General features: G+C 66.0%; 15 protein-coding genes and 1 pseudogene. 8 read left to right on the plus strand and 8 right to left on the minus strand.

Going from position 1 to position 22,053, the window contains the following annotated elements; translation table 11 throughout:
* Nucleotides 1–124: 124 nt before the first annotated feature.
* The 5 genes from IFT67_RS13000 to IFT67_RS13020 are packed head-to-tail and all read left to right on the plus strand — an operon-like array spanning nucleotide 125 to nucleotide 5,694.
* Nucleotides 125–1,093: a cytochrome c oxidase subunit II gene (locus IFT67_RS13000; protein ID WP_192239122.1), complete on the plus strand. Its 969-nt coding sequence runs from the start codon at nucleotides 125–127 to the stop codon at nucleotides 1,091–1,093.
* Nucleotides 1,090–3,636, plus strand: a complete 2,547-nt coding sequence (ctaD, locus tag IFT67_RS13005; RefSeq protein WP_192238706.1) for a cytochrome c oxidase subunit I — start codon at nucleotides 1,090–1,092, stop codon at nucleotides 3,634–3,636. Before IFT67_RS13000 ends, ctaD begins: the two co-directional genes overlap by 4 nt.
* On the plus strand, nucleotides 3,633–4,052 hold the full coding sequence (locus IFT67_RS13010) for a hypothetical protein (RefSeq protein WP_093399133.1): 420 nt from the start codon (nucleotides 3,633–3,635) through the stop codon (nucleotides 4,050–4,052). The genes ctaD and IFT67_RS13010 overlap by 4 nt, the downstream gene beginning before the upstream one ends.
* Nucleotides 4,049–4,669, plus strand: coding sequence for a cytochrome c oxidase assembly protein (locus IFT67_RS13015; protein ID WP_192238707.1), 621 nt, complete (start codon nucleotides 4,049–4,051; stop codon nucleotides 4,667–4,669). The genes IFT67_RS13010 and IFT67_RS13015 overlap by 4 nt, the downstream gene beginning before the upstream one ends.
* A complete protein-coding gene (locus IFT67_RS13020; protein ID WP_192238708.1) occupies nucleotides 4,666–5,694 on the plus strand; it encodes a c-type cytochrome in 1,029 nt (342 codons plus the stop codon). The genes IFT67_RS13015 and IFT67_RS13020 overlap by 4 nt, the downstream gene beginning before the upstream one ends.
* 48 nt (nucleotides 5,695–5,742) lie before the next feature.
* Here IFT67_RS13020 and IFT67_RS13025 read toward each other — a convergent pair whose 3' ends face one another.
* The 5 genes from IFT67_RS13025 to glgX are packed head-to-tail and all read right to left on the minus strand — an operon-like array spanning nucleotide 5,743 to nucleotide 14,203.
* Nucleotides 5,743–5,949, minus strand: coding sequence for a TOBE domain-containing protein (locus IFT67_RS13025; protein WP_093399136.1), 207 nt, complete (start codon nucleotides 5,947–5,949; stop codon nucleotides 5,743–5,745).
* A 43-nt stretch (nucleotides 5,950–5,992) separates the two neighbouring features.
* On the minus strand, nucleotides 5,993–8,434 hold the full coding sequence (gene treY / locus IFT67_RS13030; RefSeq protein WP_192238709.1) for a malto-oligosyltrehalose synthase: 2,442 nt from the start codon (nucleotides 8,432–8,434) through the stop codon (nucleotides 5,993–5,995).
* Nucleotides 8,431–10,407: a 4-alpha-glucanotransferase gene (malQ, locus tag IFT67_RS13035; protein WP_192238710.1), complete on the minus strand. Its 1,977-nt coding sequence runs from the start codon at nucleotides 10,405–10,407 to the stop codon at nucleotides 8,431–8,433. Before malQ ends, treY begins: the two co-directional genes overlap by 4 nt.
* Complete coding sequence (treZ, locus tag IFT67_RS13040) at nucleotides 10,404–12,104, minus strand: malto-oligosyltrehalose trehalohydrolase (protein WP_192238711.1); 1,701 nt, start codon at nucleotides 12,102–12,104, stop codon at nucleotides 10,404–10,406. The genes malQ and treZ overlap by 4 nt, the downstream gene beginning before the upstream one ends.
* Entirely contained in the window at nucleotides 12,101–14,203 is a 2,103-nt protein-coding gene (glgX, locus tag IFT67_RS13045) for a glycogen debranching protein GlgX (RefSeq protein WP_192238712.1), read from the minus strand. Before glgX ends, treZ begins: the two co-directional genes overlap by 4 nt.
* A 167-nt stretch (nucleotides 14,204–14,370) precedes the next feature.
* Here glgX and IFT67_RS13050 point away from each other — a divergent pair, with 167 nt between their 5' ends.
* Entirely contained in the window at nucleotides 14,371–15,474 is a 1,104-nt protein-coding gene (locus tag IFT67_RS13050; RefSeq protein ID WP_192238713.1) for an NADH:flavin oxidoreductase/NADH oxidase, read from the plus strand.
* 124 nt (nucleotides 15,475–15,598) lie between these two features.
* Here the strand turns inward: IFT67_RS13050 and IFT67_RS13055 are convergent, their stop codons facing one another.
* From IFT67_RS13055 to IFT67_RS13065, 3 genes are read right to left on the minus strand one after another with little or no spacing between them, the layout of a single operon-like run.
* On the minus strand, nucleotides 15,599–16,402 hold the full coding sequence (locus IFT67_RS13055) for an SDR family NAD(P)-dependent oxidoreductase (RefSeq protein WP_192238714.1): 804 nt from the start codon (nucleotides 16,400–16,402) through the stop codon (nucleotides 15,599–15,601).
* A 28-nt stretch (nucleotides 16,403–16,430) separates the two neighbouring features.
* The gene (locus IFT67_RS13060) at nucleotides 16,431–18,266 is read right to left on the minus strand and encodes a glycoside hydrolase family 15 protein (RefSeq protein ID WP_192238715.1); all 1,836 of its coding nucleotides are present in this window, start codon (nucleotides 18,264–18,266) and stop codon (nucleotides 16,431–16,433) included.
* A complete protein-coding gene (locus IFT67_RS13065) occupies nucleotides 18,259–19,050 on the minus strand; it encodes a glucose 1-dehydrogenase (protein WP_192238716.1) in 792 nt (263 codons plus the stop codon). The genes IFT67_RS13060 and IFT67_RS13065 overlap by 8 nt, the downstream gene beginning before the upstream one ends.
* 170 nt (nucleotides 19,051–19,220) lie before the next feature.
* On the opposite strand from IFT67_RS13065, the gene IFT67_RS13070 reads away from it, so the two are divergent.
* The gene (locus IFT67_RS13070; RefSeq protein ID WP_192238717.1) at nucleotides 19,221–21,368 is read left to right on the plus strand and encodes a catalase; all 2,148 of its coding nucleotides are present in this window, start codon (nucleotides 19,221–19,223) and stop codon (nucleotides 21,366–21,368) included.
* A gap of 47 nt (nucleotides 21,369–21,415) precedes the next feature.
* Nucleotides 21,416–21,784, plus strand: a pseudogene (locus IFT67_RS20870) (glycosyltransferase); the annotation flags it as partial.
* Nucleotides 21,785–22,053 lie beyond the last annotated feature (269 nt).

Here is a 22,053-nt window from a genome sequence, read left to right on the forward strand (position 1 = left end):
TCCGTCACCCCAGCGAAAGCTGGGGTGACGGAGGAAGGAACATGAACTAATTGTCATTTTCCGGTTTACGCCGACCTGCCCCGGTGTTTAGAGAGCCCCCATCGAAAAGGGTGGCAAGGTGATGATGCGGAAGGCTATTTTTCTTTCCGTGGGCGCGTGCCTGCCGCTGTTGGCAGGATGCAACCGCCACCAGTCGACGCTCGCGCCGTTCGGCGAGGAAGCGGACAAGGTTCTCTCGATCACCATCGTTCTGGTCATCGGCGCGATCATTCTCGCGGGCGGGCTCGCTTTGCTGATGCGCCACGCGATGCGCGCGCCGGAAGGTCGGCTGACGCACAAGGGCGGGATGAAGCTGGTGCTCTGGCTCGGCGGCATCGGGCCTTCGATCCTGCTGCTGGGCCTGCTGCTCTACGCCCTGCCCGCAATGCGGCCGCGCGAGGTGGCGAACAGCGATCTGCGGATCGGCGTCGAGGGTGAGCAATTCTGGTGGCGCGTCCGCTATGCGCCGCCGGGCGGTTCGGTGGTCGAGACCGCGAACGAACTTCGCCTCCCCGTCGGTCGCACCGTCGAACTGTCGCTGCGCAGCCCCGACGTCATCCACAGCTTCTGGGTGCCCGGACTCGCCGGCAAAATGGACATGATCCCCGGCCGCACCAACCGCCTAGTCGTCCGCGCGACCAAGGCGGGCACGTACCGCGGCGTCTGTGCGGAGTTCTGCGGGCTCGGCCATGCGCTGATGGCGTTCGACGTAATCGCGATGGAGCCAGCGGCGTTCGAGCGCTGGCTCGCCGAGCAGCGCAAGCCCGCTATCGTCAGCGCGTCGCCCGGCGCGCGCCTGTTTGCGAGCTATGGCTGTAGCGGGTGCCACAGCGTCCGCGGCGTCGGCCCGGTCGCGAAGATTGGCCCCGACCTGACGCACTTCGGCTCGCGTCCGACACTCGCCGCGGGCGTCCTGCCGATGACCCACGCCAACATCGCCGGGTTCGTCCGCGATCCGGGTAAGACCAAGCCCGGCGTGCGGATGCCCGCCTTCCCCCAGATGTCGGCCGCCGAAGCCGATCAGATCGCAAGCTACCTTCAGGGGCTCAAATGACCACCGAGAGCACCCAATATATCGCGCCCGACCAAAACGATCCGGCGGTCCGTAAGGGCCAGGAAGATCGTTTGCGCGAGGTTTGGAAGCCGCCCACCGGCTGGTTCTTCCGCTGGACCGACGTCAACAACAACCGGATCGGCGTGTGGTACACGCTGACTGCGTTCGGCTTCATGCTGTTCGCGGGCGTGCTGGCGCTGATCATGCGGACGCAGCTCGCGGTACCGAACAACGATCTCGTCACGGCGAATACGTTCAACCAGCTGTTCACGCTACACGGCTCGATGATGATGTTCCTGTTCGCGGTACCGATGTTCGAGGCGGTGTCGATCATCCTGCTCCCCCAGCTGCTTGGCGCGCGCGACCTGCCGTTTCCGCGGCTATCCGGGTTCGGATATTGGAGCTTCCTGATCGGCGGCGTGTTCGTGTCGGGCTCGATCTTCTTCGACGCCGCCCCCGATGGCGGCTGGTTCATGTATCCGCCGCTGACGACGCGGACCGATCTGAGCGGGCTCGGCGCGGATATCTGGATGCTGGGCTTGAGCTTCATCGAGGTATCGTCGGTCGCCGCCGCGGTCGAGCTGATCGTCGGCGTGCTGAAATGCCGTCCGCCGGGCATGCGCCTCAACCTCATGCCGCTCTACGCCTGGTACATCCTCGTGGTCGCAGTGATGATCCTGTTCGCCTTCCCGCCGCTGATCGCGGGCGACGTGCTGTTCGAGATGGAGCGGCTGCTCAACTGGCCGTTCTTCAACGCGGAGAAGGGCGGCGATCCGCTGTTGTGGCAGCACCTGTTCTGGATCTTCGGGCACCCGGAAGTCTACATCGTCTTCCTGCCGTCGATCGCGCTGTTCGCGATGCTGATCCCGACCTTCGCGCAGCGACATCTGCTCGGCTACCCGTGGATCGTGCTCGCTGCGGTAGGCACCGCGTTCCTGAGCTTCGGGTTGTGGGTCCACCACATGTTCACGACCGGGCTGCCGAAGATCAGCCTCGCGTTTTTTGCGGCGGCGTCGGAAGCCGTTGCGATCCCGACCGGCGTGCAGATCTTCGTATTCATCGCCACGCTCTGGGCGGGCAACGTCAAGAAATCGACGCCGTTGCTCTACGCGAGCGGTAGCCTCGCGGTGTTCGTGATCGGCGGCCTGACCGGCGTGATGGTCGCGGTCGCCCCGTTCGACTGGCAGGCGCACGATACGTATTTCATCGTCGCGCATCTTCATTACGTGCTGATCGGCGGCACGCTGCTGCCGCTGTTCGCCGGGCTGTATTATTACTGGCCGCTGGTGACGGGGAAGAAGCTGTCGGACCGGCTCGGACGGATCGCGTTCTGGATTATGTTCGTCGGCATGAACCTGACCTTCTTCCCGATGCATCTGTCGGGCCTGCTCGGGATGCCGCGCCGCGTGTTTACGTACCCGGAGGAACTCGGCATCGGCGGGCTCAACCTCGCCTCGACCGCGGGATCGTACATGTTCGCAGCTGGCGTGCTGATCGTCTGCATCGACCTTGCGCTGTCGCCGCGCCGTCCGAAGGCCCCGCGCAACCCGTGGAACGCCGGCACGCTCGAATGGCTCGCGCTGCCCGACGACGAGGACTGGGGCATCCGCTCGGTCCCGCTGATCGAGAGCCGCTATCCGATCTGGGACCAGAAGAACTTCGTCCAGAAGGTCGACGAGGGGCGCTTCTTCCTGCCCGACGCGGAGGAGATGCGGCGCGAGTCGATCATCACCACCGTGCTCGACGCGCGCCCCCTCCAGGTGATCCGCCTTGGTACGCCGAGCGTGAAGCCGATGATGACCGCGGTCGCGCTGGCCGGCGTGTTCATCCTGACGACGTACCACCTCTATATCTGGTCGGCGGTCAGCGGCGTCGCGACGCTCGCGTGCGTGCTCTGGTGGCTGTGGACCGGCACCGCCGAAATCCCCGAAAAGCCGACCAAGCATATCGGCCACGGCATCGAGGTGCCGCTCTATACCTCGGGGCCGTCGGCGCCGGGCTGGTGGGCGATGTTCATCACGATGATGGCCGACGCGACCGCGTTCTCGGGCCTCGTGTTCGGCTATTTCTTCTTCTGGACGATCCACAATGATTTCCCGCCGAGCGGCGTGGGACTCAACGGGCCGGGCGTGTTCTGGCCGATGGTCGCGCTGGCGCTGACGCTCACCGGTTGGGCCGCGACCGTCGGCGCGCGCGAAGTGCACCGCCGCGGCAACGTCGGTGCGGGACGCGCGCTACTGATCGTCGGGATCGTCGCGACGCTGGCGAGCCTGTTCGCCGGGCTCGCCGGACCGTGGTATTCCGGGCTCGATCCCGAACTCCACGTCTATCCCGCGATCGTCTGGACGCTGGCGATCTGGACCGCGGTGCACGCCGCGATCGGGGTGATCATGCAGGCCTACACGCTCGCACGCAGCCTCGCGGGGAAGATGACGCCGGTCTATGACGCGGACCTGCGCAATATCACCGTGTACCATCATTTCCTCGCGCTGACGGGCATCGTGACGTTCTGTACGATCGGCCTGTTCCCGGGTGTCGCATGACAGAGCCCAAGTCCGGTCGGCAACGCGAGTCCAACCGCAAGCATTGGGCGCGCGACCTCAAGGTTACGCTGTGGACGCTGATCGTCCCGCCGACGATCTGGGCCGTGCATTTCCTGTTCTGCTATCTGTGGGTCGCGGTGACGTGCGCGAAATCCTCGACCCCCGGGACGGCGTTGACCGGCTTCCCGCTCGCGACACTGATCGCGACGATCGTCGCGCTGCTGGGGATCGTCGCGGCAGGCTATATCGCGCGCGTCCAGTCGGAGACGCCGGGCGATCCGGCCCCGCACGAACAGGGCACCGCGATCGACCGCCTCCGCTTCCTCGCGCTGTCGACGCGGTTGCTGGCGGGGCTGAGCTTCGTCGCTGTGATCTTCACGGCTTTGCCCGTCATCATGTTCGGCGACTGCCGATGAGACGCGTGAGCCTCGTGCTGGGCGTTGCGCTAGTCCCGCTCGGCTGGGCCTTCGCCGCCGCACCGCTCGGGATGGTCGGGCACATGGCGGGTCACATGATCGCGGTCGCCGTCGCCGCGCCGTTCCTGGCGTACGGGATCGCCGGCAGCCGCTTCGATCCCGCCGAGCGCTGGCCGACGGTCGTGACCCCACTCGCGATGTCGCTCGTCGAACTCGTGATCGTATGGCTCTGGCACCTCCCCGCGCTGAGGCTCCGCGTCGACATGCAGCCCCTCGCGCTGCTCATCGAACAGGCGAGCTTCCTCGTCGCCGGCGTCCTCCTCTGGAGCGCAGTCCTCGGCACACGCATCGGCGGCGCAACCGACCGTCGCGCGTCCGGCGTCGCAGCGCTGCTGCTGACCTCGATGCACATGACGCTGCTCGGCGCGCTGATCGGGCTCGCCCCGCGGCCGCTGTACCTGATGATGGCGATGCATCCCGCGATCCACCGGCTCGGCGTGTTGGAGGACCAGCAACTCGGCGGCGTCGTCATGCTGATGGTCGGCGCGGCGAGCTATTTCATCGGCGGGCTCGCGATGCTCGGCGGACTTTTGAAGACACGGAGCGCGACGGCATGACGATCCGGATAACCTGGGCGCGCGCCGCCGCCGCGATTCTCGCGCTGGCGCTCGCCGGACTGTTGTTCGCCTGGTCGGGCGTGTTCAACATCGCCGCCTCGTCGGGCCATTGGAAGATCACCGACTGGTTCCTCCACTGGACGATGCGCAACTCGGTCCGCACCTACGCCGCGGTCACGGCGCCCGACGATCCCAAGGCGAACGAGGGTCTCGTTAGTGCCGCCGGCCTGTTCAAGGCAAGCTGCGCCTCGTGCCACGGCGCGCCCGGCGTCCGCCCGCTACCCGTGATGCAGGCCGCGACCCCGCCCGCTCCAGACCTGTCGGTCAACGCACGCGAGTGGACCGACAAGCAGATCTTCTGGATCCTCAAGCACGGCGTCAAATACACCGGCATGCCCGGCTGGGCCGCCAAGGACCGCGACGACGAAGTCCGCCGCATGGTCGCCTTCGTCCGCCTGCTGCCAGCGATGTCGCCCGCGACCTATCGCTCGCTGACCGAAGGGCCGGGTGTCACCGACGCCAGGATCGCGACCTGCGCAGGCTGTCACGGCGCAGATGGGCGTGGTCGCGGCCAGTCCGACATGCCGGTACTGGGCGGCCAGAGCCCCGCGTATCTCCGCGCAGCACTTGAGGCCTATTCGACCGGAAAGCGCCAGAGCGCGGTCATGGCGAACGCCGCCGCGACGCTGACGCCTGCCGAGATGACGCGGTTGGCGGATCACTTCGCCGCGATGCCAGGCATCGGCCGTGCAACACCCTCAGGCTCGACCGAAGCCGCCAGGATCGACCGTGAGGGACTGCCGAACGTCCAGCTTCCCGCCTGTGCAAGCTGCCACGCTCCCGGCAAGCCCTACCCCGTGCTCGCCGGCCAGCGCGCGAGCTACATCGCGCAACGCCTGCGGAATTGGCGCGGTGACGAGACGGTGGTCGACGCGCGCAAATCGCAGACGACGATGCCGGTCATCGCCCGCCGCATTCCCGAGGACATGATCGACCCGCTCGCGCGCTATCTGGCGGGCCGCTGAGGGAACGCCGCCCCGGGCGACCGAAAGGTGGGCCGGGGCGGCGCAGGATCACTTGCCGATCAGGACGTCGCTGGCCTTGACCAGCACCGTGACCGTGTCGCCGGTCGCGAGCGCGAGGTCGGCGATCGCCTCCTCGGTGATGTTGGCGGTGATGACGTTGCCGCCGCCGATATCGACCTTGATCGAGCCATTGACCGCACCCGGCGTGATCGAGACGATGGTGCCGGAAATCTGATTGCGTGCGCTGATCTTCATGAACGTGCTCCTGATGAAAAATCGCCGTTTAGCAACGACTTGGCTACCCCGCTACGGCATCCAACACGACGACCGAAACGGCTGACGTGCCAAGCAGGTCGGCGATCGTTTCGCCGGACGACAGTGCGGTATCCGCCCACCAGTCGCTGGCATCGACCTCGCCGACGTAACGTCCGACGCTGCGCAGGGCCGTTACGCACCGCACGGCCATGCCGTCATGCACACGGTTAAATGCGATTATGTGCTCGGCTCGTGGGCCCGTTACGGCGATCGGTTCGTACGAGCCGTCCGCGAACAGCGCTGGATACTGACGCCGTAGCGCCAGCAGGCGAGCGATCAACGTCGCCTTCGGATCGGACGCGGTCGCGAGCATTTCCCAGCGCGCCGCATAGTCGACCGGCCGCCGGTTATCCGGATCGACCAGGCTCAGATCGGCGGTCTCGGTGCCTTGATACAGGTCCGGAACGCCCGGAACGGTGTAACGCAATGCTACCTGCGCGAGGCTGTTCGCCTTCGCTGCGGGCTCGACGAGATCGACGAACGCCGTGATGTCGCCGAGAAACACTGCCGACCGGTCTGCATCGAGAAGCGCCCGCGCCAGATCGTGACAGCGGGTCTCGTACGCTTCGTCCGGCGCCTCCCAGGACGACCGGAGCTTGGCTTCACGCAACGCCTTTTCCTGCCACGCGACGATCCGCTCGGCATACTCCGAAAGGGCCTCGCCGTTCGACGCGCGAAGGTTCGTCGGCCATGCGCCGAACAGCGTCTGGAACAGCATATACGTGTCGGCAGGATCGACGCCGTCCGCATAGGGGGCAGCCAGTTCGAACCAATGCTCCACACGCGAACGCCAGAGATCGGGTAACTCGCTGACCACCGCGAGCCGCGCGCGGACGTCCTCGCCGCGCTTGTGGTCGTGCGTCGCGGTGGCAAGCATGGCGGACGGCCAGTCGCGGGCACGCTCGATCATCGCGGCGTGGAACGCGTCGATATCGAGCGACATGCGCGCGGCGTCGAACCCGACGTCGTTGCGCGAAAGCAGGCGGCCATAGCGATAGAACGCCGTGTCCTCGACCGCCTTGGCGGCGATCGGTGCGGAGAGTTGCTGGAATTTGCGGACCGCTTCCGCGGCAAGTGCGACGTTGCCGGGGCCCTCACCTGCCAACCAATCCAGGACCCGGTCGACCACCGCGCCTTCACCTGGCGGGACGAACGGGGCAACACGTTGGCGGACGGTATCGCGTATCCTGGCGTCCGTGAGCGGCGCCGCTTCGCCCGTGCGGTAGGTGCGGTAGACCGGGAAGACCCAGAGCAACCGCTCGATCGCGCGGTGCAGCATGCCCGTTGTCAGCCCGTCGCACTCGGGGGTCGAGCGGGCCAGCGCCACGAACGCCTCGACGCAGCGACGGTGCTGCGCATCGAACTGCCATGCGAGCAGTTCCTGTCGCGCGCGCAGTTCCTCGGGCGCGAAGTCGGCGGAGCGTCCGCTTATGTCGGCCCAGAATTTGGCGAGCGGTACTGCGCCACCGGGCGCGTGGAGCAAGGCCGTGACCTGCTGCATGAAGTCGTACCCGCTGGTGCCGTCGACGCCCCAGTTGGTGCTGAGCGGTTCGCCGTGGGCAAGGATCTTCTCGATGACGATGTACGCCGGACCGGGTGGTGCACCGGCGGGGCGATCCATCGCATCCAATCGCGCGCGGAGCTGGCGGCAATAGCCGGCGGGATCGGTCAGACCGTCGACGTGATCGACGCGAACGCCGTCGATCAGTCCTTCGGCGTATAGGCGGAAATAGAGAGCGTGCGTGGCGTCGAACACGATGGGGTCTTCGGCACGGAGGCCGGCGAGGTCGTTGATCGTGAAGAACCGTCGCCAGTTGAGTTCGTCGTTGGCGACGCGCCACGAGGCCAAGCGGTAATGCTGGCGGTTGATGAGCGCGGCGATGTCATCGGTTGCCGCGGTTGTCTGGTCCTCGTCGCGGAGGGGCAAACGGTGTTCGCCGTATGCTTCGAGGAAATATCGGCCGTCGTTCTGCTCGACCTTGAGCGCGCCGCTGGCCAGTGTTTCGGCGAGCGGGGCGCCGAGGATCGGGAGGACGAGTTTTTCGCGCCAGTGGATGTCGAAGTAGCGCGCGAATTCGCTGGCTTCACCGTGTTTTAGGACGTCGTTCCACCACGCGTTCTCACCTCCGGCGACACCCATGTGGTTGGGGACGATGTCGATGATGATGCCCATATCGCGCGTGCGGAGGGCTGCAACGAGGCTTCGGAACGCGTCCTCGCCGCCGAGTTCGGGGTTGATCCGGGTCGGGTCGACGACGTCGTAGCCGTGCGTGGACCCGCTTCGTGCGGTGGTAATCGGCGAGGCGTAGAGGTGGCTGATGCCGAGGTCGTCGAGGTACGGGACGAGTGCCTCGGCATCGGCGAAGGTGAAGTCTTTGTGGAACTGGAAGCGGTAGGTTGCGCGGGGTGTGGTGGGGGAAGTCATGCGGGTCTCGTGGCGTTGAACGTGTCGATGCGGGCGGCGACTTCGGGGCGAGCGAGCAGCGCCTCGGTCGTGTCTGGCATGCGGCGGCGCCAGTTGGGGTGCTCGTCGATCGTGCCGGGGAGGTTGGGTTGCTCGATCAGTCCGGCGAGGTCTTCGATCGGGATGATGGCGAGCGCGCAAGGCGTGCTGGCGACGTGCGCGATGGCAGCGTCCACGACCGGATCGGTGTCTTCGGGGGTGGGCTGTTCGGTGCCGGTGTCGAATGCAGACCAGAGCGCGACGCGGTCCTCGGCGCGAGCGGCGAGGTCCGTGGGCTTATCGGCAGCGTCGGACTTGCGTCCGAGGTCCCACGTCCAGTCGATATCGCGGCCAGTCCACCAGCCGGCGATCGTTGCGAGGTCGTGCGTACCGGTCATCGCCACTGCATCGGGCGACCATTTGACGGGCGGGACGAAGCCGTCCGCGTCGCGCTCGAACCACAACACCCGCATACCCAGCATGGCGCGCGCGTCCATCGCCTCGCGGAAGCCATCGGGGACGGTGCCGAGGTCTTCGCCGATCACGATTGCCTTGGCGCGCTGCGATTCCATCGCGACGATCCGCATCAGGTCGTCGAACGGCATGTCGAGGTAGGCGCCCTCCGCGGCAGACGCGCCTTCGGGAACGGCCCAGAGGCGACGGAGGCCGAACGCGTGGTCGATGCGGATGCCGCCGGCGTGTGCGAGCGCTGCGCGGATGGTTGCGATGAAGGGAGCGAAGGCAGTATCGCGCAGCGCTTGCGGATCAAAGCCGGTGATGCCCCAGCTTTGCCCGTCTGGGCCGAGCGGATCGGGCGGCGCGCCGATCGAGAGGCCTGTCAGCAGGTCGCTGCGCCGGCTCCAGCCGTGGCTGCCGCCGGGGTCCATGCCGACGGCGAGATCGGCGATGAGGCCGATCGCCATGCCGGAGTCCTTGGCGGCCGTCCGCGCGGCGTCGAGATCGCGCCGCGCTAGCCACTGGAGAAAGATGTAGAACGTGACGTCGTCCGCATGGTCCGCGACGAAGCGGCGGGCGGTAGGGCTGGCGGGATCGTGATACTCGGCAGGCCATTGGTGCCAGCCGCATGCACCGGTGGTCGCGAAGAAGTGCGCGTGGAGGGCGTCGAACTCGGCATGGCGTTCGAGATCGCTGCTGCCTTGCCGCCTGAACGTTGTCAGGGTTTCTTCAATCTGTGGAAGCACTTGATCGAAGCTCTTGCGTAGTCGTGCAAGCTTTTCGGGGATTGCGGCGTGCCAGTCGATCAGTTTAGGGAGGTCGCGGCTCTCCGACTTTACACCGAAGGCGGCCGGGTCGCCGTACAGGCCATTAACGAATTGCCGGCTCGAGGGTGCGTAGGGGCTGTATCGGCTGGCGTCGGTGGGGAATAGCGCGTGCGTAGGGCTGATCGCGAGGGCATCGGCGCCGCACTGGCCGAAGGCTCGAGCGGCGTCGGCTAGCGAAACGAAGTCGCCGAACGCCTTTGACGCATCGGTGCGGAGGCTTGGGATCTGGACGGCGGGCGCCCAGAGTTTGCGGCCCGGTAGCGCGTCGGCGATCGTGTAGCAGCGGCGTGGCGCGACGAGAATGTCGATTACTTCGCCATTGATTTCAATCTTATGATAGCCGCTTTTGCTTATCGGACTTAACTCGCCATCATCGACTGTGACGGAGCGCGTCGTACCGTCTTCGAACATAAGTTCGGCGTTGCCTGATACCTTCGATGTCAGCCGGATCGGGTCTCCCACATCGACGGACAGGAAACGGATACCCTGCGCGGTTCGCGTTTCGATCGCGGCGAGGCTTTCGGCGATCTGCGTTTCGCTTCCGGACGGATGGCCGAGACGATCCAGGATCGCCTGCAACGCGCAGTCGGCGACGGTCTGACGACGACCCCCTGCGTCCTGCCATTCGGGTTGCAGGCCGGCAGCGACCGCGAGTGTTCGGAGGCCGCTCATCGATCCAGCCAGACTGCCACGCTGGCAGCCTCACCGGGCTCGCCATCGGCGAAGATGGGCAAGGTCTTTATTGCCGGAAAATCAACGACATCGTCGCCGAGGTTGAGCGCAATTGTCAGGATTGCGCCGTCACCCATCCGCCAGCGCGCGACGACCGCCCCCTCCCCGATCGCTTCGGCGCCGATCGCGGTCGTATCGCGCAGGCGGGGGATGATCTGCTCGTGGCGGATCTTAAGCAGGGTGCGGTACAGGTCCTGCCACTCGGCCGCGTCGGCACCGGGCCGTGCTCGCGATTGGAGAAAGGTTTCGTGCGCGTTGGGGTCGGGGATTGCCTCGCGCGCTTCGGGATCGGCGAAGGCGGCGAACTTGGCGAACTCCTTACGTCGGCCTTCGCGCACCGCGTCCGCTAGCTTGTCGTGAAAGTCGGTGAAGAACAGGAACGGGCTTTCACTGCCGTGGTCGTCGCCGATGAACAGCAGCGGGATCTGTGGGCCGAGCAGCAGCAACGCGGTGGCGGCGCGGAGCTTCTGGCGGTCCGCGAGCAACGTCAGGCGTTCGCCCATCGCGCGGTTGCCGATCTGGTCGTGGTTCTGGAGGAACGCGACGAACGCCGTCGGCGACAAATGTGCGCTGGGCTTGCCGCGCGGCTTGCCGTCGTGGTTGGGGGAGCCTTCGCCCTGGTAGATGAAGCCTTCGCCCAAGCAGCGCGCGAGGCGTTCGGCGGGGCGGTCGGCGAAGTCGGCGTAATAGGCGCTGGTCTCGCCGGTGAGCAGGACGTGGAGGACGTTGTGGAAATCGTCGTTCCACTGCGCGTCGAACGCGGCGGGGTGGAGCCGGTCGGCGTCGTTGCCTTCGTTCTCGAGGACGAGGTGGACGTGGCGGCAGGCGGTCTTCTCGCGCAGTTCGGCGGCCATCGCGTCGAGGAAGGCGTCGTTCTCGATCGCGTGGACCGCATCGAAGCGGAGGCCGTCGAACTTGTACTCGTTCAGCCACATCACCGCGTTGTCGACGAAATAGCGGTGGACCGGGGCCTGGTCGACCGCGACCGCGCCGCCCCAAGGGGTATCGACTTCGGGGTGGAAGAAGCCCTTCGCATAGGCGCCGAGGTAGTTTCCGTCGGGGCCGAAGTGATTGTAGACCACGTCGAGGAACACGGCGAGGCCGAGCTCGTGGGCGCGGTCGACCAGCGCTTTCAGCTCGTCGGGCGTGCCGTAGCTTTCGGCGGGGGCGTAGGGCAGCACGCCGTCATAGCCCCAGTTGCGTGTGCCGCCGAAAGCGTTGACGGGCATGAGTTCGATTCCCGTGATGCCGAGTTCGGCGATCGCCGGGAGGTGGTCCGCGACGCCGGCGAAGCCGCCGAGCGTGCCGACATGGACCTCCTGGATGACCATCTCTTCCCACGGGCGCCCGCGCCAATCTGGGGTGCGCCAGTCATAGACTTGGTCGACAACCACGCTCCAGCCATGGACCCCGCCGTCCTGTGCACGCGAGGCCGGATCGGGAACGGTCAGATCGTCCGCGAGCCGGAACCGATACCGAGCACCGGCGCCGACGGGCGCCTTCGCGCTGAACCAGCCCTCCGGTTCGGAAGTCATCTGAACCGCGTCGCCATCGGCGATCTCCAGCGTCACCGTATCGCGGTCGGGTGCCCAGAGACGGAAGGTCCCGTCCTCGGCGAGCGTCGGTCCCCAGGTCATGCTGCCGCGATCGTCCAAGTCAGCAACGCGGCGCCCTGTGGCGGGAGCTCGTAGCTGTCCTTGATCGGCGTCGCCGGCTGGTCAGGCCTGCTGCTGTCGATCAGCACAGTGCGCTCGACCTCTGCCGGGGGCGGCATGTGGAAGGTCAGCGGGCCTTCCGAGGCGTTCAGGAACAGCGAGATCACTTGCACCTCGCCCGAGTCCCGCTCGCACGCGCGGCGCATCACCAGCGCGCGGCCGTTGGTATTTTCCCAGTCCTCAGACGTCAGTTGCAGGCCGCGCTCGTCCCACCATTCGATGTCCTTGAGGCCTTCCGCGGGCGTGTCCTCGCCGTAGAGGAAGTTGCCGGCGCGGAGCATCGGGTAGTCGCAGCGGAGTGCGATCAGGCGCGCGGTGAAGTCGATCAGCGCGTCGCCCTCCGGCGACTTGGCCTTGTTCCAGTCGAGCCAGCTGATTTCGTTGTCCTGGCAATACGCGTTGTTGTTGCCGTTCTGCGTGCGGCCGAACTCGTCGCCCGCGACCAGCATCGGCGTGCCGAGCGAGGCGAACAGCGTGGTCAGCATCGAGCGCATCACGCGCTGGCGGGTCTCCAGGATCGCGGGATCGTCCGTTGGTCCCTCGACGCCCCAGTTTCGCGAGCAGTTGTTCGAGTGGCCATCGTTATTGTCCTCGCCGTTCGCCTCGTTGTGGCGTTCCTCGTAGGCGACGGTGTCGGCGAGCGTGTAGCCATCGTGCGCGCCGAGCAGGTTGACGCTGGCCCAGGGGCGGCGCGCCCGGCGGTCGAACAGGTCGGCCGAGCCGGTCAGGCGGGCGGCGAGATCGGCGCGCTGCGCGTGATCGCCGCGCCAGAACTTCCGCACGGTGTCGCGGTATTTGTCGTTCCACTCGGCGAAACCGGGGGGGAAATTGCCGAGCTGATAGCCGCCGGGGCCGATGTCCCAAGGCTCGGTAATGAGCTTAAGCCTGCCGAGCACGGGGTCCTGGCGGAGCACGTCGAAGAAGCCCGCGCCGGGATCGAAGCCGGTATCCGTCCGGCCCAGCGTCAGGCCGAGATCGAAGCGGAAGCCGTCGATGCCGAAGCTGGTCGCCCAGTAGCGGAGCGAGTCCGCGACCATCTGGATCACGCGGGCCTTGGTGAGGTTCAGCGTGTTGCCGGTGCCGGTGTCGTTGATCGAGTAGCGCGGATCGTCCTTGACGAGGCGGTAGTAGCTCGCGTTGTCCAGGCCGCGCCACGATAGCGTTGGGCCCTGTTCCGAGCCTTCGCAGGTGTGGTTGTAGACGACGTCGAGGATCACCTCGATCCCGGCCGCGTGGAGGCGGCGGATCGAGCGGCGGAGTTCGTCATGGCTGTCGGTGGCGAAGAACGAGCGCTCGGGCGTGAAGAAGTTGAGGGTGTTGTAGCCCCAGTAATTGCGCAGCCCCTTTTCCTGGAGGAAGCGGTCCTGGATGTAGGTGTGGATCGGCAGTAGCTCGATCGCAGTAACGCCGAGGCGCTTGAGGTGATCGATGACCTTGGGGTTGCCGAGCGCCGCGAAGGTACCGCGTTCGGACGGCTGGACCTCCTCGAACAGCTTGGTCAGGCCCTTGGTATGCGCCTCGTAGATCACCGTCTCAGACCACGGCGTGTTCGGGCGCACGTCGCGCGACCAGTCGAAATGGCTGTCGGTCACGACGCCCTTGGGCATCGTCAGCGCACTGTCCCGCTTGTCGAAGCTCAGATCCGCGCGCGGCGACTTCACCTGATAGCCGTACATCGCGTCGGTCCAGCGGAGTTCGCCGATCATCTGCTTGGCGTACGGGTCGAGCAGCAGCTTGTTCGGGTTGAAACGGTGGCCTTCCTCGGGCGCGTACCGGCCATGCGCGCGGAAGCCGTAGACGAGGCCGGGCTGCGCGTCGGGGAGGTAGCCGTGCCAGACTTCGTCCGTCCATTCGGGCAGCGGATAGCGCTTCAGCTCGCGGCGGCCGGTCTCGTCATAGACGCACAGTTCGATCTTCTCGGCATTGGCGGAATAGACCGCGAAGTTGACGCCGAGGCCGTCGAAGGTCGCGCCAAGGGGATAGGCCGAGCCGGCGTCGAGCGTGTCGGGCAGTAGATGCAATGCGTGGACCCTTTTCGTGTCGCCGGACCAACTTTATCGCGGTGCAGCATTCCTTGCTGTGAAACCCGCCCGCCCGTTCCTATGTTCCGCAAGCAGCAGCGAGTTTTCGTCGCACCTTCTTACAGATCAAGGAACATGCGCATGCCTTCCATCCGATCGATCGCCGCATGAGCGGGCCCAAACTGTTCGAGCCGCTCACGGTCGACAACCTGACGCTCGCCAACCGGATCGTGATCGCGCCGATGTGCCAGTATTCGGCGACCAATGGCTGCATGAACGACTGGCACCAGATCCACCTCGGCCAGCTCGCGCTGTCGGGCGCGGCACTGCTGACGATCGAGGCGAGCGCGGTGCTGCCCGAGGGGCGGATCACGTACGGCGACGTCGGGCTGTATGACGATGCAACCGAGGCGGCGATGGCGGGCGTGATCGAGAGCGTGCGGCGCTGGTCCGACATGCCGATCGCGATCCAGTTGTCGCATGCCGGGCGGAAAGCGTCGTGCGAGGTGCCCTGGAAGGGCGGGCTGCAGATCGCGCCGGGCGAGCCGAACGGATGGCAGACCGAGGGGCCTTCGACGGTGCCGTTCCTGCCGGAGGAGAATGCGCCGGTCGCGCTTGACGCCGAGGGGTTGGCGCGGGTGCGCGATGCGTTCGTGGCGGCGACGGTGCGTGCGGCGCGGCTCGGGATCGACGCGGTGCAGTTGCATGCGGCGCATGGGTATCTGCTGCACGAGTTCCTGTCGCCGCTATCGAACCGGCGTGAGGACGAGTATGGCGGCAGTCTCGAAAACCGGATGCGGTTCCCGCTTGAGGTGTATGACGCCGTCCGTGCTGCGTTTCCGGCCGAGCGTGCGGTGACGATGCGCGTATCGGGGACAGACTGGGCCGAGGGCGGCTGGGATTCGGAACAGACGGTGGCGTTTGCGAAGGCTCTGGAGGCGCGCGGTTGCAGTGCGATCCACGTGTCGAGCGGTGGGATCACGCCAGCGCAGCAGATTCCGGTGGGCCCGAGCTATCAGGTGCCGCTCGCGCGGGCGGTGAAGCAGGCGGTGTCGATCCCCGTCGTCGCGGTCGGGCTGATTACCGATTTCGAGCAGGCCGAGGCGATCGTCGGGACGGGCGATGCGGACATGATCGCGCTGGCTCGGACGATTTTGTACGATCCGCGCTGGCCTTGGCATGCTGCGGCGCATCTTGGGGGTAAGGTCAAGGCGCCGAAGCAGTATCTGCGGTCGCAGCCGCGGCAGTTTAAGGACTTGTTCGAGGGGTAAGGCAGGCCGCATAGCCCCGCCACCTTCCCGTTCCCCCGCGGAGGCGGGGGTCCAGGGTTACGAGCGATATCGTTCGTAACCCTGGACCCCCGCCTCCGCGGGGGAACAGGTTTGGCCTTCTTGTTTAACCAGCCACGGTCATCACCGAGCCTGAGTCCACGCGGATATCCGCGCCGTTGATGAAACTGGCCCGTTCCGAGCACAGGAACACGATCGCCGACGCGACCTCTTCCGACGTCCCGCGACGCTTCAAGGTCATCCCCGGGCGCTCCTCCTCGAGAAACGTCTCGATCGCCTTGTCGAAGCTCATGCCCTTTTCGTCGGCACGCTTCTGCATCATCTTGTCGGTCATCGGCGTCGCGATGAACGCGGGCGACACGGTGTTCACCAGCACGTTGTCGCAACCATAGGCCTTGGACAGACCCTTCGACAGGCTGGAGATCCCGGCCTTCGACGCGCAATAAGCGAGTTCGTCGACATAGGGCTGCACCGCATCCTCCGAACTCATCAGCACGATGCGGCCCCATTTGGCGGCGCGCATCGCCGGGATCGCCTCACGGCAGACACGGACCGCACCCATCAGGTTGATGTCGATCGTCGACTGCCAGCCGGCGTCGTCGACGTCGAGGAAGTCGCCGGTCGCGCCGGTCACGCCTGCGCAGTTGACCAGGATGTCGGGTTCGCCGAGCTGGTCGCTGACCTTGGCGAACAGGGCCTTCACGTCGTCGAGCTTGGTCAGATCCGCCTCAACCGCGATCACTTCGCCGTGCGCCTTCAGGTCTTCGACACTCGCGTCGAGATCGCCGCCGGGCTGGTCAGTGATCGCAACGCGGACGCCTTCCTGGAGCAGCATCCGGGCGGTTTCCTTGCCCATGCCGCTGTCCGCGCCGGTGATGAGTGCGATCTTGCCTGCGATATCGAGGTTCATGCTGTCGTCCTTACGTCAGTAAAAAAGGTCATGCCCATTCGCGCGGACCATCGCTGTCGAGCGCACGGTCGAGGTAGAAGGCCGCGCTGATCAGCGCCAAGTGGCTGAAGCCTTGCGGGAAATTGCCGAGGAAGCTGCCGTCCTGCGCGATCTCCTCGGCGAACAGGCCGAGGTGGTTGCCATGCGCGAGCAGCTTCTCGAAGTTCAGCCGCGCCTCGTCGAGCCGCCCGGCCCGCGCGAGGCATTCGACGTACCAGAACGAGCAGGCGACGAACGTCCCCTCCTGCCCCGGCAGGCCGTCGTCGATGCGGTAGCGATAGACCTGCCCGTCGTCGGACAGATCCTCGCCGATCGCCTCCAGCGTCGCGAGCCACTTGGGATCGGTCGCGCCGACGAAGCGGACCAGCGGCATCATCAGCAGCGCGCCGTCGACCGCCAGATCCTCCGGCGCATCGCCGATCGCGCGGACGAAGCGGCCGAGATCGTCGTTCCAGAAGTTCGCCCAGATATCGTCGTGGATCGCCGTCCGCGTTTCCGACCAGCGGACCAGCGGCGCGGGCAGCGAACGCTTCTGCGCCAGCCGCACCGCGCGATCGACCGCGACCCAGCTCATCAGGCGCGAATGGAGATAATGCTTCTTCGGCCCGCGGACTTCCCAGATCCCTGAGTCCGGCGTGTCCCAAGTCTCGCAGACCTGATCGACGATCCGCCCGATCGCGACCCACGAGTCATGCGCGATCGGCTCGCCATATTTGCTGCCGAGATAGGTCGCGTCGAGCAGCGCGCCGTAGATGTCGTGCTGCGTCTGGTCCTTCGCCTCGTTGCCGACGACGATCGGGGTCGCGCCCTCGAACCCGGCGAGGTCGAGCTTGCGTTCGTCGGCGATCTCGCCGCCGTCGAGCGCGTACATCACGCCGAGATGGCCCTTCGAACACGCCTGCGCGCGGTCCATCGCCCAGTGGAGGAAGCCGACTGCCTCACCTTGGTAGCCGAGCCGGAGGAGCGCGTAGACGGTGAACGAGGAGTCGCGGATCCACGTCGCGCGGTAATCCCAGTTGCGGACGCCGCCATGCGCTTCGGGGAGGCCGAAGGTGGCGGCGGCGGCGATCGAGCCGTGTTTGCGCGAGGTGAGCAGCTTCAGTGCCATTGCCGAGCGCTCGACGGTCTCGCGCCACCGGCCGCGGTAGCGCGACTTGCGGCTCCATGCGCGCCAATAGCCGATGTCCTTCTCGACGATCGCATCGAGAGCGTCGGTATCGAGCGAAACGTCGTCCGGGTTGCTGAGGATCAGCGAGACGGTGTCGCCTTCGTTCAGGTGGATTTCGGCAGTCAGGTCGCAGCCGTCCGCAACCAGCGTCGCCGCGCCGTGAACCGCGAGCGCGAGGCCGCTTTCGTGATCGAACCGGGCGCGCGACACGTCCGCCTCCGACGTCGTGACGGAGGCCATGCGGCCCATCACGCCATAGTCAAACCGGGGGGCGCACCGGACGCGGACCGTCGCTGATCCGCGCGTGCAGGTCAGCCGCCGGACCAGCCGCGACGGCGCGTCGTCCTTGTCGTTGCCGACCGGCATGAGGTCGACCAGATCGACGCTCGCCGCGTTCGCCATCCAGCGGGTCAGCAGGATGTTGGTCTCGGGCAGGTACATCTGGACGATGTTGGCATCGGGCAGGTCGGGCTCGACCGAGAAATGCCCGCCCTTGTCGCCGTCGAGCAGCCGCGCGAATACCGACGCGCTGTCGAGGCACGGCCAGCAGAGATAGTCGATCGTCCCGGCCGTATCGACCAGCGCGATCGTCTCCAGATTACCGATCGCACCGTGATCCGCGATCGATATGCCGAGCTTATCCCCAAGCTCACCCATTATCGCGGAAGCCGGGATACAGGCTCATGCCGCCATCGATGGTGAGCGTCGATCCGACGATATAGTCCGCCGCATCCGACACCAGGAACAGCGCCGCGCGGGCGACGTCCTCGGGGTCGCCGATCCGTCCATAGGGAATGAGTTCGAGCAGCTTGTCCTGATCGGCGGTCGCGTCCTCGTTGATTTCGGTCGCGATCGCGCCGGGGGCTATGCCGTTCACGCGGATGCGGTCGCCGGCGATTTCCTGCGCGAGCGTGCGCATCAGCATCCCGCTGCCGCCCTTCGACGCAGCGTAGTTCGCATGGCCTGCCCAGGGAATGACCTCGTGCACCGAACTCATGAACAGGATCTTCCCGATCGACCGGCTGAATCCGCGGTCGCCCTGCTTGCGGAAGCGCCTAACGGCCTCGCGCGAGACGAGGAACTGGCCGGTCAGGTTGACGTCGATGACGCGCTTCCAGTCCTCCAGCGTCAGGTCGGCATAGGCCGCATCCTTCTGCATGCCGGCGTTGGCGAAGACGATGTCGACCCCGCCGAAACGCTCGACGGTCTCGTCGAACAGCTTCAGTACCGCCGCCTCGTCCGACGTATCCGCCTCGCAGGCAAACGCCTCGCCGCCGGCCTGCTCGATCGCCTCGACCACCTCACGCGCCTTGTCCGCGCTGCTGTTGTAGTTGACCGCAACCTTGGCGCCGGCGTTGGCGAAGGCGATCGCGGAGGCGCGGCCGAGCCCGGAACTCGCGCCGGTAACGATCGCGGCCTGGCCTGTCAGGTCGATGTGCATGGCTGGTCTTTCGCTGGGGATTATCGCGGCTTAACGCGCGCCTTCCGGCATTTCTCCCTGCTCACGCCCTCCCCCCGCAATCTTGCTGATCTGCATTAAGTCGCCGTTTCCGGTGCAACTCTTAGCCCGCCCCGCGCGCTGTGGGTCCTGAGAAGCTACGAGGACGGCACATGACCAAGACCATCGCCAAGGATACCGGCACGCCACCGCAGGGCGCCAAATTCGAAACGCAGATCGGCGAAGGCGGCGAACTTCACCAGGTCGCCAGCGGCGACGGCGACGTGCTGACGACGCAGCAGGGCATCCCGGTATTCGACGACCAGAATTCGCTCAAGGTCGGCGATCGCGGGCCGACGCTGCTCGAGGATTTCCACTTTCGCGAAAAAATCTTCCACTTCGATCACGAGCGTATCCCCGAGCGCGTCGTCCACGCGCGCGGCTATGGCGCGCACGGCACGTTCACGCTGACCGAGAGCCTGGAAGAGTTCACCAGCGCCGGCATCCTGACCGAAGTCGGCGAGCAGACGCCGATGTTCCTGCGTTTCTCGACGGTCGCTGGCAACAAGGGCTCGGCCGATCTCGCACGCGACGTGCGCGGCTTCGCAGTGAAGTTCTACACCAAGGAGGGTAACTGGGACGTCGTCGGGAACAACATTCCGGTGTTCTTCATCCAGGACGCGATCAAGTTCCCCGACCTGATCCATGCCGCCAAGCAGGAGCCCGATCGCGGCTTCCCGCAGGCACAGACCGCGCATGACAATTTCTGGGATTTCATCAGCCTGACCCCGGAATCGATGCACATGGTCATGTGGATCATGTCCGATCGCACCATCCCGCGCGGCTTCCGCTTCGTCGAGGGCTTCGGCGTTCACACGTTCCGCCTCGTCAATGCCGAGGGCAAGGGCACCTACGTCAAGTTCCACTTCAAGCCGAAGCTGGGCCTCCAGTCGGTCGCGTGGAACGAGGCGGTCAAGATCAACGGTGCGGATCCCGACTTCCATCGTCGTGACCTGTGGGACTCGATCGACCAGGGCAACTTCCCCGAGTGGGACATGGGCGTCCAGTTGTTCGACGACGAGTTCGCCGACAATTTCGAGTTCGACGTGCTCGATGCGACCAAGGTCATCCCCGAGGAGCAGATCCCGGTCCGCATCATCGGTAGCTTCAAGCTCGATCGTCTGGTGGACAATTTCTTTGCCGAGACCGAGCAGGTCGCGTTCTGCACGCAGAACATCGTGCCGGGGATCGGCTTCACCAACGATCCGCTGCTACAGGGCCGCAACTTCTCGTATCTTGATACGCAGCTGAAGCGCCTGGGCAGCACCAACTTCACGCATATCCCGATCAATGCGCCGAAGATCCCGGTGAACAATTACCAGCAGGATGGCCACATGGCGATGCACGCCCGCAAGGGTCGTGCGAACTATGAGCCGAACAGCTGGGCCGGAACGCCGCGCGAGAGCCCATCGAAGGGTTACAAGCACTTCCCGTCGCAGGAGACGGGGCGCAAGGCGCAGGTGCGGTCGGCGACGTTCGCCGATCACTACAGCCAGGCGCGCCAGTTCTTCATCAGCCAGACCGCGATCGAGCAGAAGCACATCGGCGATGCGCTGACGTTCGAGCTGTCGAAGGTCGAGCGCGTCGATATCCGCGAATTGATGGTCGGGCATCTGCTCAACATCGACGAGAAGCTCGCAAAGACGGTCGCGACTGGTCTCGGGCTCAAGGCGATGCCGCCAAAGGCCAAGGCTGCGGTTGAGACGCGGACTGACCTGCCCGCTTCGGATGCCCTCAGCATCCTGAAGAACACCAGCGGCAGCTTCGAGGGTCGCAAGCTTGGCATCCTCGTCACGGACGGTGCTCCGGCAGCGATCGTGCAGGCATTGGTTGATGGGATCGTCGCGGCGAAGGCCACGTACGAGATCATCGCGCCGAAGGTTGCCGGCGCGACGCTCCACGACGGGACGCTCGCGGAGGGCAAACAGAAGATCGATGGCGCGCCTTCGGTACTCTACGATGCCGTAGCGATCGTCGTGTCGGCGGACGGTGCGAAGAAGCTTGGCAAGGATAAGACCGCCAAGGACTTCGTCAGTGACGCGTTCGGGCATGCCAAGTTCATTGGCTTCAACGCCGAGGCGAAGCCGTTCCTCGAAAAGGCCGGCATCGAGGACGAGGACATGGACGACGGCGTGATCGCGCTGAGCGGCAAGGGCGATGTCGATGCTTTCCTCAAGACGCTCGGCAAGCTCCGCATCTGGGACCGCGAACTGAACGTCGACCTCGACGCGCCGGCGTTCGAAAACCCCGAGGCGGCTTGATCTCTTCGTTCAAACCCGGGTCGTCGCCACCGTACGCTCAGCGTGCGGTGGCGATCGCCATTCCGGTCAAGAACGAAGACCAGTATCTGGTTGGTTGCCTCGACGCGTTGGATCGTGCGGCGGGGCGCTACGCCGGCAAGGTCGTCATCGTCGCGATGGCGAACGACTGCACCGACGGCACGATCGATATCCTGACCAACTGGCGGCCGACGCATGCGACTCTCGCATGGTCGGCCGTTTCGCTTCTGCCGGGTGCGCGGCACGCCGGTTGGGCCCGGCGGCTGGCGCTTGACGCGGGGGCCACGTTGCTCACGCATCATACCGATCTGCTGCTGTCGACCGATGCGGACACGAACGTGGCCGCCGACTGGATCGTCCGTATCATCGCGCACTTCGACGCGGGTAACGACGCCGTGGCCGGCCGCGCGCTGACGCTGCGGTCCGACCGAGCGAGCCTTGGCACGGCGGCACGGCGGCGGCTCGATCAGCTCGGGCGCTACTATACCGCGCTCGATTATCTGCGCGCGCGCGCCGAGACCGAAGCCCATGATCCCTGGCCACGCCATTTCTATGAGGGTGGCGCCAGCATCGCGGTGACGCACGCCATGTACCGCCGGATCGGTGGCGCCCCCACTCCGCCCGTTGCCGAGGACCGTGCGCTGTTCGACCGGATCCGTGCGCATGG

Origin of the sequence: Sphingomonas sp. CFBP 13728 (assembly GCF_014841895.1) — a bacterium.
In the GTDB taxonomy this organism is placed as follows: domain Bacteria; phylum Pseudomonadota; class Alphaproteobacteria; order Sphingomonadales; family Sphingomonadaceae; genus Sphingomonas.

Excerpts from the sequence above, each read along its gene's own strand:
- IFT67_RS13000 (WP_192239122.1), top strand. The coding sequence starts at position 125 with ATGCGGAAGGCTATTTTTCTTTCCGTGGGCGCGTGCCTGCCGCTGTTG.
- ctaD (WP_192238706.1), top strand. The coding sequence starts at position 1,090 with ATGACCACCGAGAGCACCCAATATATCGCGCCCGACCAAAACGATCCG.
- IFT67_RS13010 (WP_093399133.1), top strand. The coding sequence starts at position 3,633 with ATGACAGAGCCCAAGTCCGGTCGGCAACGCGAGTCCAACCGCAAGCAT.
- IFT67_RS13015 (WP_192238707.1), top strand. The coding sequence starts at position 4,049 with ATGAGACGCGTGAGCCTCGTGCTGGGCGTTGCGCTAGTCCCGCTCGGC.
- IFT67_RS13020 (WP_192238708.1), top strand. The coding sequence starts at position 4,666 with ATGACGATCCGGATAACCTGGGCGCGCGCCGCCGCCGCGATTCTCGCG.
- IFT67_RS13025 (WP_093399136.1), bottom strand. The coding sequence starts at position 5,949 with ATGAAGATCAGCGCACGCAATCAGATTTCCGGCACCATCGTCTCGATC.
- treY (WP_192238709.1), bottom strand. The coding sequence starts at position 8,434 with ATGACTTCCCCCACCACACCCCGCGCAACCTACCGCTTCCAGTTCCAC.
- malQ (WP_192238710.1), bottom strand. The coding sequence starts at position 10,407 with ATGAGCGGCCTCCGAACACTCGCGGTCGCTGCCGGCCTGCAACCCGAA.
- treZ (WP_192238711.1), bottom strand. The coding sequence starts at position 12,104 with ATGACCTGGGGACCGACGCTCGCCGAGGACGGGACCTTCCGTCTCTGG.
- IFT67_RS13050 (WP_192238713.1), top strand. The coding sequence starts at position 14,371 with ATGAGCGGGCCCAAACTGTTCGAGCCGCTCACGGTCGACAACCTGACG.
- IFT67_RS13055 (WP_192238714.1), bottom strand. The coding sequence starts at position 16,402 with ATGAACCTCGATATCGCAGGCAAGATCGCACTCATCACCGGCGCGGAC.
- IFT67_RS13060 (WP_192238715.1), bottom strand. The coding sequence starts at position 18,266 with ATGGGTGAGCTTGGGGATAAGCTCGGCATATCGATCGCGGATCACGGT.
- IFT67_RS13065 (WP_192238716.1), bottom strand. The coding sequence starts at position 19,050 with ATGCACATCGACCTGACAGGCCAGGCCGCGATCGTTACCGGCGCGAGT.
- IFT67_RS13070 (WP_192238717.1), top strand. The coding sequence starts at position 19,221 with ATGACCAAGACCATCGCCAAGGATACCGGCACGCCACCGCAGGGCGCC.